At 64.0% G+C, this 7,622-nt stretch carries 9 protein-coding genes; 1 reads left to right on the top strand and 8 read right to left on the bottom strand.

Going from position 1 to position 7,622, the window contains the following annotated elements; translation table 11 throughout:
- The 5 genes from V7N12_RS12940 to V7N12_RS12920 all read right to left on the bottom strand — a co-directional run.
- Nucleotides 1-536 (bottom strand): lysophospholipid acyltransferase family protein (locus V7N12_RS12940; RefSeq protein ID WP_333715038.1); only part of this gene is annotated, 536 nt, incomplete at its 3' end.
- Between the two features lie 85 nt (nucleotides 537-621).
- Complete coding sequence (locus tag V7N12_RS12935) at nucleotides 622-900, bottom strand: hypothetical protein (RefSeq protein WP_333715037.1); 279 nt, start codon at nucleotides 898-900, stop codon at nucleotides 622-624.
- Between the two features lie 34 nt (nucleotides 901-934).
- Nucleotides 935-1,615 (bottom strand): PspA/IM30 family protein, encoded by a 681-nt coding sequence (locus V7N12_RS12930; RefSeq protein WP_333715036.1) that lies wholly within the window; start codon nucleotides 1,613-1,615, stop codon nucleotides 935-937.
- Between the two features lie 83 nt (nucleotides 1,616-1,698).
- Entirely contained in the window at nucleotides 1,699-2,304 is a 606-nt protein-coding gene (locus V7N12_RS12925; RefSeq protein WP_333715035.1) for a TetR/AcrR family transcriptional regulator, read from the bottom strand.
- Between the two features lie 61 nt (nucleotides 2,305-2,365).
- The gene (locus tag V7N12_RS12920) at nucleotides 2,366-3,607 is read right to left on the bottom strand and encodes a mandelate racemase/muconate lactonizing enzyme family protein (protein ID WP_333715034.1); all 1,242 of its coding nucleotides are present in this window, start codon (nucleotides 3,605-3,607) and stop codon (nucleotides 2,366-2,368) included.
- 25 nt (nucleotides 3,608-3,632) lie between these two features.
- On the opposite strand from V7N12_RS12920, the gene V7N12_RS12915 reads away from it, so the two are divergent.
- Nucleotides 3,633-4,082, top strand: coding sequence for a GNAT family N-acetyltransferase (locus V7N12_RS12915; RefSeq protein WP_333715033.1), 450 nt, complete (start codon nucleotides 3,633-3,635; stop codon nucleotides 4,080-4,082).
- A gap of 15 nt (nucleotides 4,083-4,097) precedes the next feature.
- Here the strand turns inward: V7N12_RS12915 and V7N12_RS12910 are convergent, their stop codons facing one another.
- The 3 genes from V7N12_RS12910 to V7N12_RS12900 all read right to left on the bottom strand — a co-directional run bounded on the left by V7N12_RS12910 (nucleotide 4,098) and on the right by V7N12_RS12900 (nucleotide 7,621).
- Nucleotides 4,098-5,270 carry a DUF418 domain-containing protein gene (locus V7N12_RS12910; RefSeq protein ID WP_333715032.1) on the bottom strand — a complete coding sequence of 391 codons (1,173 nt, stop codon included), beginning with the start codon at nucleotides 5,268-5,270 and terminating at the stop codon, nucleotides 4,098-4,100.
- A gap of 6 nt (nucleotides 5,271-5,276) precedes the next feature.
- Nucleotides 5,277-6,356 (bottom strand): zinc-binding dehydrogenase, encoded by a 1,080-nt coding sequence (locus tag V7N12_RS12905; protein WP_333715031.1) that lies wholly within the window; start codon nucleotides 6,354-6,356, stop codon nucleotides 5,277-5,279.
- A 74-nt stretch (nucleotides 6,357-6,430) separates the two neighbouring features.
- Nucleotides 6,431-7,621 (bottom strand): TCR/Tet family MFS transporter, encoded by a 1,191-nt coding sequence (locus V7N12_RS12900; protein ID WP_333715030.1) that lies wholly within the window; start codon nucleotides 7,619-7,621, stop codon nucleotides 6,431-6,433.
- Nucleotide 7,622: the final 1 nt, after the last annotated feature.

Below are 7,622 nucleotides of genomic sequence, written 5' to 3'. Positions count from 1 at the left end.
ACGGTGCAGATCAGCGGCAGGGGGATCACCTCGCCCTTGGGCATGATCTCGGTCAGGTTGGCGACCCATGTGGGCACAAGGTCCACATCCGGTCGTGCCAGCCCCATGTTGTAAAGCCCCGCCTTGAAGGGCAAGAGCGGGTCTTCGGTCATGTTGCGGTTGCCTTCGGGAAAGATGATCAGGGACGATCCTTCGTCCAGCGCGGCGATGATCTTGTCGAGCGGTTTGTCGTCGACCTCGGGGCGGCGGTCGATCAGGACGCAGTTGAAGACCTCGGGCCCGACAAAGGCGCGCAGGCGGTTCTTGAGCCAGTAGTCGGCGGCAGCCACCGGCCGCACGGTGCGGCGCAGCGCCGGTGGCAGCACCGACCAGATCATCGGCATGTCGGCATTGCTGGTGTGATTGGCGAAATAGACGCGCTGGCGGGGGACCGGTTCGATGCCCTTCCAATCGGCCCGCACGGCGGTGATGGCGCGGGCGAAGATACGGATCGACTGGCCCACGATACGGGCCGCAAACTGGCGCAGGTATTTCATGGGGCGAGTGTGTCCAAGGACGTGGGATTTGAAAAGCGAAATCCCTGTCCCGGGGGGCGGGACAGGGAGGGTCGGCAGATGGCGGTCAGATCTTGTCGCCGCTGTATTCTTCCAGCAGCTTTTCGTTGCGCGCGGCCTCGAGTCGGGCGATGCGGTCTTCGGACAGTTTTTCGTCGAAGCGGTATTTGACGAAATTGATCAGCGCGAGGGTCAGCAGAAGGATCGCCATGGCCCAGAAGCCCTTGGTGGCGAGCGGCACATTGGTCGAGAGCCAAAGCGAGATGCCGAGCATGCCATAGGCGATGGCGACACCGACGCCGTTGACGAACATGATCAGTGCATTGTCTGATTTCGAGACGGACATGGGATTTCCTTTCGGGTTGATGGGTTTGTCGGGGTTAAGATTTGGATGACTTCAGGCGGGCGAGAACACCCTCCGCCGTTGCGCGCGTGGCAGGTCCGAAGCCTGCCTCGGCCATGCGGTCGGCGATGCTGCCGCCGGTCAGGTCGCGGTTGATGTCGGCCATGATCTCGGACCGCTCGAAGGGGTCGTCACGGCCAAGGACGCGGGCGATCAGCTCTTCGGCCTCTTCGACGCTGCTTTCGACAGCGCCGGATTTGACCAGCCGCATCTGGATCGTCTGTTCCCGGCGCACCGCCCTGGCCTGGATCGCGCCCTGTTTGAGGTCGATGATCCGGCGGTGTCCCGCCTCGATCGAGGACCGCAGGCGGGTGATCTTCTGGTCCAGCCGGTCGCGCGTTTCGTCACGCACCGCCAGTTCGTTTTCCATGCTGGCGATGGCGCGGGCGGCTTCAAGGGCCATATCCTCGCGGTTGTTGTCGAGTGCCTCGGCCGCGCGGGCGGTCAGGTCGGCGATGCGGGTCTTGAGGGCCGCGTGCTGCCTTTCCTCGGACCGCTGGCGCTGGATCAGGCTGGCAAGCGTGGCTTTCGCCGCGCGCAAGGAGCTTTCGCTTTCGCGGATCTTCTGGTCGATCAGTTCGATGGCGAAGGCATCGCGGACGCGGTCCTCTGCCCGTGCGTTCTGGCCCTGAATGAGTGTCGCAAGTGTCTTGAGCATCTGGTTCTCCAATCATGAACAATGTTCATGACCTAGATGTAAGTCAGGGCTGCGATTCTCGCAAGACCAAAAATGAACATTGTTCAAATAATTCTGCTGGACGCCGTGACCTGGTGCAGAACAAGGGCGATCATGCGGTCGATGTCCTGGCGCGGGACGCCTGCGCTGGCATCATCGAGGCCCAGCAGGACGATCCCGTGCACCGACGAGAACAGCGCGCGCGTCAAAAGCACAAGGTCGTCAGGTGCGGCGTCAGGGAAGATCACGGACAAAGGGTCCGAGATATAGACAAACAGTCGCCCCATCTCTTGCAGATACCAGTCGGGGGCAGTTTCGCCTTCGGGACGCTCGACCTCGAAGAGGGCCCGCCACGACAGGTGATTGGCCGCGGCAAAGTGGTGATAGGCCTGCGCCATGACGACAAGCTGGTCCACCGGATCCTGACCTGCGTCGTCCAGCGCGGCCGCGACCTCGGCGCCCAGCCTGTGAAAGGTGCGCGCGTTCACGGCCAAAGCCAGATCGGTCAGATCGCCAAAGACGTTGTAGATGGCACCGACGGCACAGCCTGCCTCTTTCGCCAGATCACGGGCACGCAGGGCGCGCAGGCCTTGGGTCGCGATGGTCTTCTCGGCGATCTCGATCAGGGTTTTGCGCAGCGCCTCGCGGCGGGCTTCGGTCTTGCTGGCCATGGGTCCCCCATCGTTGAACGTGGTTCAATCATAGGTATGGATGCGGGAAATGAAACCCCCGTCAGGCGTCGCCGTCACGCTTGACCGGCGCGCCGCCTGCAAAGGTGTTGAACCCGTGATAGCCGATCGGGTCTTCCTGCATTTGCAGATGCAGCCCGTCGCCGGTGAAAGGATGCGCGCGGGCGAGGACTTCGTCCACCTCGATCCCCAACCCCGGGGCGGTGGGCACGGGGATATAACCGTCCTCGACCGTGAGCCCGTGTCTGATCAGGTCGAAATGGAAGGGCGTCTCGATGGTTTCGGCCAGCAGGATATTGGGGATCGAGGCGGCAAGCTGGATATTGGCCGCCCATTCGATGGGGCCTGCGTAAAGATGCGGTGCGATCTGGGCGTTATAGACCTCGGCCATGGCGGCGATCTTCTTGGTTTCCCAGATGCCGCCCGACCGTCCAAGCGCCGGTTGCAGGATCGTCGCAGCACCCTGCCGCAGGATCTGGGCGAATTCCGCCTTGGTGGTCAGGCGTTCGCCAGTCGCGACAGGGATGCAGGTCGCGGCGGCGACGCTTGCCATTTGCGCGATGTTGTCCGGCGGGATCGGTTCTTCGTACCAAAGCGGCGAATAGGGTTCGAGCGCCTTGGCCAGACGGATCGCGCCGCCGGTGCTGAACTGCCCGTGCGTGCCGAACAGAAGGTCGGCGCGGTCGCCCACGGCCTCGCGGATGGCGCGGCAAAAGGCGACCGACAGGCTGATGTCATGCATCGAGGGCATGTGCCCGCCACGGATGGTATAGGGGCCTGCGGGGTCGAATTTGATCGCCGTATAGCCTTTCTCGACCATGTCCAAGGCAACCTCGGCCGCCATGTCGGGACTGGACCAGAATTCCGGCAAGGGGTGGCTGTCGCGCGGATAAAGGTAGGTATAGGCGCGGATGCGGTCGTTCATCCGCCCGCCGATCAGCGCATGAACGGGGCGGTCGCGGTCCTTGCCGACCATGTCCCAGCAGGCCATTTCCAGCCCCGACCATGCGCCGATGACCGTCAGGTCAGGGCGCTGAGTGAAGCCTGCGGAATAAACGCGGCGGAACATCAACTCGATATTCTCGGGGTTCTCGCCTGCCATGTGGCGGGTGAAGACATCGGTGATGACGGCCTTCATCGCCGCGGGGCCGACCGACGCGGCATAACACTCGCCCCAGCCGACGACGCCGCTGTCCGAGGTCACCTTGACCAGCAGCCAATAGCGCCCGCCCCAACCGGGCGGCGGTGGGGCCGTGACAATGATGTCGAGATCGGCGAGTTTCATGAGGCTACTCCGAGAGGTATTTGTCTTGCCCGAGACAATCACGCTTCACCTGATGGGTCCAGATGATCTTGCACGTCTTCTGGCTGTCGCCGAGGGGGTGTTCGACAATCCCGTGCGCGCGGATCAGGCGCAGGCGTTTCTGGATGATCCGGCGCATGTGCTTGTCATGGCTTATGCCGGGGATCAGGCGGTCGGCATGGCGACGGGGCAGGTGATGCTGCATCCCGACAAGGCGCCTGCGTTCTTTGTGGCCGAGGTCGGCGTGCGCGATGAATGGCAGCGACAGGGCATCGCGAGGCGGATGTGTGCGCGGCTGTTGGATGTGGCGCGGGCGCGAGGCTGCGAGGGCATCTGGCTGGCGACGGAAGCGGACAACGTGGCGGCAAGGGCGCTCTACCGGTCGCTGGATGCGCGGGAAACCGGGGATATCGTGGTCTACGACTGGGACGGGGCGATGAATGGATCAGCGCCCTGAAGGGGTAAGCTGCGCCTATGCAGGCCTGGCCTGCGCCCCGGTATAGGTGATCCGCCGCAGCACCCATTCGAAGGGACCCAGCCTGAACCACATCCGCCAGAACGCCAGACCCACGATCAGCAGGACAGTGACCAAGATCGCGATGAGGGTCGCGGTCATCAGGCCGACGCTGCTCCACAGGTCCAGCCCGTAGGCGGCAAAGATGCCGGACAGAAGGATCGATTGCCCAAGGTAGATGCTGAGGCTCGATCCGCCCGCCGCCAGCGCCCGCGACATGATCGGTCCGGGTGGCCGCGAGATCAGCGCGATCAGGCCAAGATAGCCGATGGTCGCCAGCGGGGCCGCGACCACCGTCAGCGCCACGCCCGCCGGTGTCGGCCCCCATAGCCAAAGCGCGGCCCCGATCAGGCTCAGCCCGACCCCCGGCACAAGGCACAACCGCCGCGCGCGCGCCCACAGCGGGTGATCCGCATCGTCGATCATGCCCGACTTCACGGATGCCAGACCAAGGCAAAACCACCCGAGGGCGGAAAACCCCTGGGTCATGACCAGAAACGGAAAGGTGAATGCAAAGCTGACGCTTCGGAAAATCGCGGCATCTAGGAAGCGACCATCCGCCAGCGCAGCCTGCTCGATGGCAAGAAAATCCGCCGGCACTTCGGGTGTCGCCACCAGCAATGGCAGCGCGATGACGATCTGGACAACAAGCAACGCGCCCCCGACCTTGACCAGCCTTGCCACCGGCCAATGCCTGAACCGATAGAGAATCGTCCCCGTCACCGCATAGATCACAAGAATGTCGCCCGGAAAGAACAGGCATCCATGCGCGATCCCCAGGATCAGCAGCCCGATCATCCGGTTGCGATACAGATGATTGAAGGGCAGGCCGCGCCTCTCGGCCGAGGCCATCAGAAAACCCAGGCCCACGCCGAACATGAAGGAAAACAGACCATAGGTCTTGAGCAGCGCCAAGCCGTTCACAAGCCAGAGCGTGACCATGTCGCGCATTGGTTCCCCCGCGGGGGGCGTAAACCCGTTCAGCGACGAAAACGCGATATACTGCACGTTGACGACGACGATACCGAAGAGCGCAATCAGCCGCAGGTAATCCGGCATCAGGGCGCGGGCCTTGGGGCCGCGGAGTGTGGCGTCTCGGGGCATCTGGTCTGCCTCTCTGTCGCGGGTCATGTGGATTTACCCGAATACAATCACATTCCGCTTCGCACTTCCAGTCTTGGTATCCGCAATGGCCTCGTTGATCTGATCGAGGCGCCAGCGGCCCGAGATCAGCTCGTCCAGTTTCAGGCGGCCCTGTTCATAAAGGTCGACCATCCAGGGGATGTCGCGGGCGATAACCACATCGCCCATCTTGGAACCGACCATGCCCTGGCCAGTGGCGGCCAGCATCACCGGCTCGTAAGTGGACATCGCGCCGGAATGGGGCATGCCGACCATGATCACCTTGCCTTTGTTGGCAAGGTATTTGGGGGCCGCGTCATAGGCGGGGATGGCACCCACGGTGACGAAGACCGCATCAGCGCCGCGCCCCATGGCCTCTTTCGCGGCCTGCCATGGTTTCTCGACCGTGCCGAGCACACCGTCGGTGGCGCCGAATTCGCGGGCAATCGCCAGTTTCTCTTCGCTCATGTCGACGGCGACGATCCGGCGTGCGCCGGCAATCCGCGCGCCTTGGATGGCGTTCAGGCCCACGCCGCCCGCGCCGATCACGACCACATCCTGACCCGCCCGCAACCCTGCGGCGTTGACCACTGCGCCGACACCCGTGATCACCCCGCAGGCAAGCAAGGATGCGGCTTCCATCGGAATCCCCGCGCTCAGCTTCACGACCTGTGACTGGCTGACCACGACCTTTTCGGCAAAACCGCCGGTGTTCATCGCCTGCACGACAGGCGCGCCGGATGCATCGGTGATCGGGCTGGTCGCCACATCACTTTCGCAGGCCACGGGTGCGCCGCTGGCGCAAGAGGGGCAGGTGCCGCAGGACCGGATCAGCGTGACCACGACCGGATCGCCGACCGCCAGCCCGCGCACGCCGTCCCCGACGGCCGAGACATGGCCCGCCGCCTCGTGCCCGTAGATCGCTGGCAGGGTGCCGCCCCAGCCGCCGCCCATATAGGTGATATCGGAATGACAGATCGCGCAGGCGGCCAGTGTGACCTCGACCTCGCCCGCGTTGGGGGCGGCCAGCGTGACGGTTTCAATTGTAAGGGGAGCGCCGAATTCACGGCAGACGGCGGCTTTGACTTGGGACATGGGAGAGGCCTTTTGGTTCTGTGTTCGGCGCGACCCTGCCAGAAGTTATGGCGCATGCAAGCCCGAAGGCGACGCTAGATGACGCGGGCGCGCTGCGGACGGGGCGTCTGGACAAAGACCGCGATGCAAAAGACGGTCAAAAGCGCCGACAGCAGGAAGGGCGCGCCGGGGGCATAGAGCGGGCCGCCCCCATCGGTGAAATACCAGAAGGTCTGCGTGACCATCAGCGGCGCAAGGATCGTCGCGACCGCGTTGATCGAACTGACCGTGCCCTGCAACTCGCCCTGCTGGTTGTCGGCGGCGGTGCGCGACATGATCCCTTGCAGCGCAGGCCCCGCGATAGACCCCAGTGCCGTCAGCGGTGTCAGCGCCAGTGCGACCCAGCCGGTCGTCACGAACCCCAGTGCGACAAAGGCGACGACGTCGATCGACAGCCCGAGGATGACCGCGTTGCGGTCCCCGATCCGCCGCAGGATGGGCCGGATCAGCAGCCCCTGCACAATCGCGATGCCGACCCCGAAAAGACCCAGCGACAGGCCGATCATGCCCGGGCTCCAGCCGAAACGCTCGGCCCCGAAGTAGGCCCAGACGCCGGGATAGACGAAAAAGGCCATGGTATAAACGAAGGAGATCAGCAAGAGTTTCTTCAGTTCCGGCAGCGCGCCGATGTTCCGCAATGCGCCCAGCGGGTTTGCGCGGGCCCACTGGAAGGGGCGGCGGATCTTGTCGGTGACGGTCTCGGGCAGGACGAAAAAGCCGAAGACGGCATTGGCCGCTGCAAGGCCGGCAGCCGCCCAGAAGGGTGCCCGCGTGCCGTATTCCGCCAGCAGCCCGCCGATCATCGGACCCAGCACGAAACCCACCCCGAAGGCCGCACCGATCAGACCGAAATTCGCGGCTTTTTCATGCGGCTTCGAGATATCGGCCATATAGGCTGCCGAGGTCGCCTGTGTTGCGGCTGTGATCCCGCCGATGATCCGCGCCACCAGCAGGAAGGTGATGCTCAGGGCGAGGGCCATCAGCACATAGCTGAAGGCCATCACGACCAGCGACCCGATCAGGATAGGCCTGCGCCCGAAACGGTCCGAGAGGCTGCCCAGAGTCGGCCCGAAAAGGAACTGCATCGCGGCAAAGATCGTCGCAAGGATGCCGCCCCAGACGGCGGCAGCACCGATGCCTTCGCCTTCGACCTCCTGGATCAACTCGGGCATGACCGGCATGATCAGCCCGATCCCCATGCTATCGAGCATGACCGAAATCAGGATG

Origin of the sequence: Yoonia sp. (assembly GCF_036770585.1) — a bacterium.
Taxonomy (GTDB): domain Bacteria; phylum Pseudomonadota; class Alphaproteobacteria; order Rhodobacterales; family Rhodobacteraceae; genus Yoonia.
The sequence above is the reverse complement of the archived record's forward strand: the minus strand, read 5'-3'. Positions and strand labels throughout refer to the sequence as shown.

What these genes read in the sequence shown, in the direction of transcription:
- V7N12_RS12925 (WP_333715035.1), bottom strand. Translation starts at nt 2,304, where the DNA reads ATGGCCAGCAAGACCGAAGCCCGCCGCGAGGCGCTGCGCAAAACCCTG.
- V7N12_RS12935 (WP_333715037.1), bottom strand. Translation starts at nt 900, where the DNA reads ATGTCCGTCTCGAAATCAGACAATGCACTGATCATGTTCGTCAACGGC.
- V7N12_RS12905 (WP_333715031.1), bottom strand. Translation starts at nt 6,356, where the DNA reads ATGTCCCAAGTCAAAGCCGCCGTCTGCCGTGAATTCGGCGCTCCCCTT.
- V7N12_RS12930 (WP_333715036.1), bottom strand. Translation starts at nt 1,615, where the DNA reads ATGCTCAAGACACTTGCGACACTCATTCAGGGCCAGAACGCACGGGCA.
- V7N12_RS12920 (WP_333715034.1), bottom strand. Translation starts at nt 3,607, where the DNA reads ATGAAACTCGCCGATCTCGACATCATTGTCACGGCCCCACCGCCGCCC.
- V7N12_RS12910 (WP_333715032.1), bottom strand. Translation starts at nt 5,270, where the DNA reads ATGACCCGCGACAGAGAGGCAGACCAGATGCCCCGAGACGCCACACTC.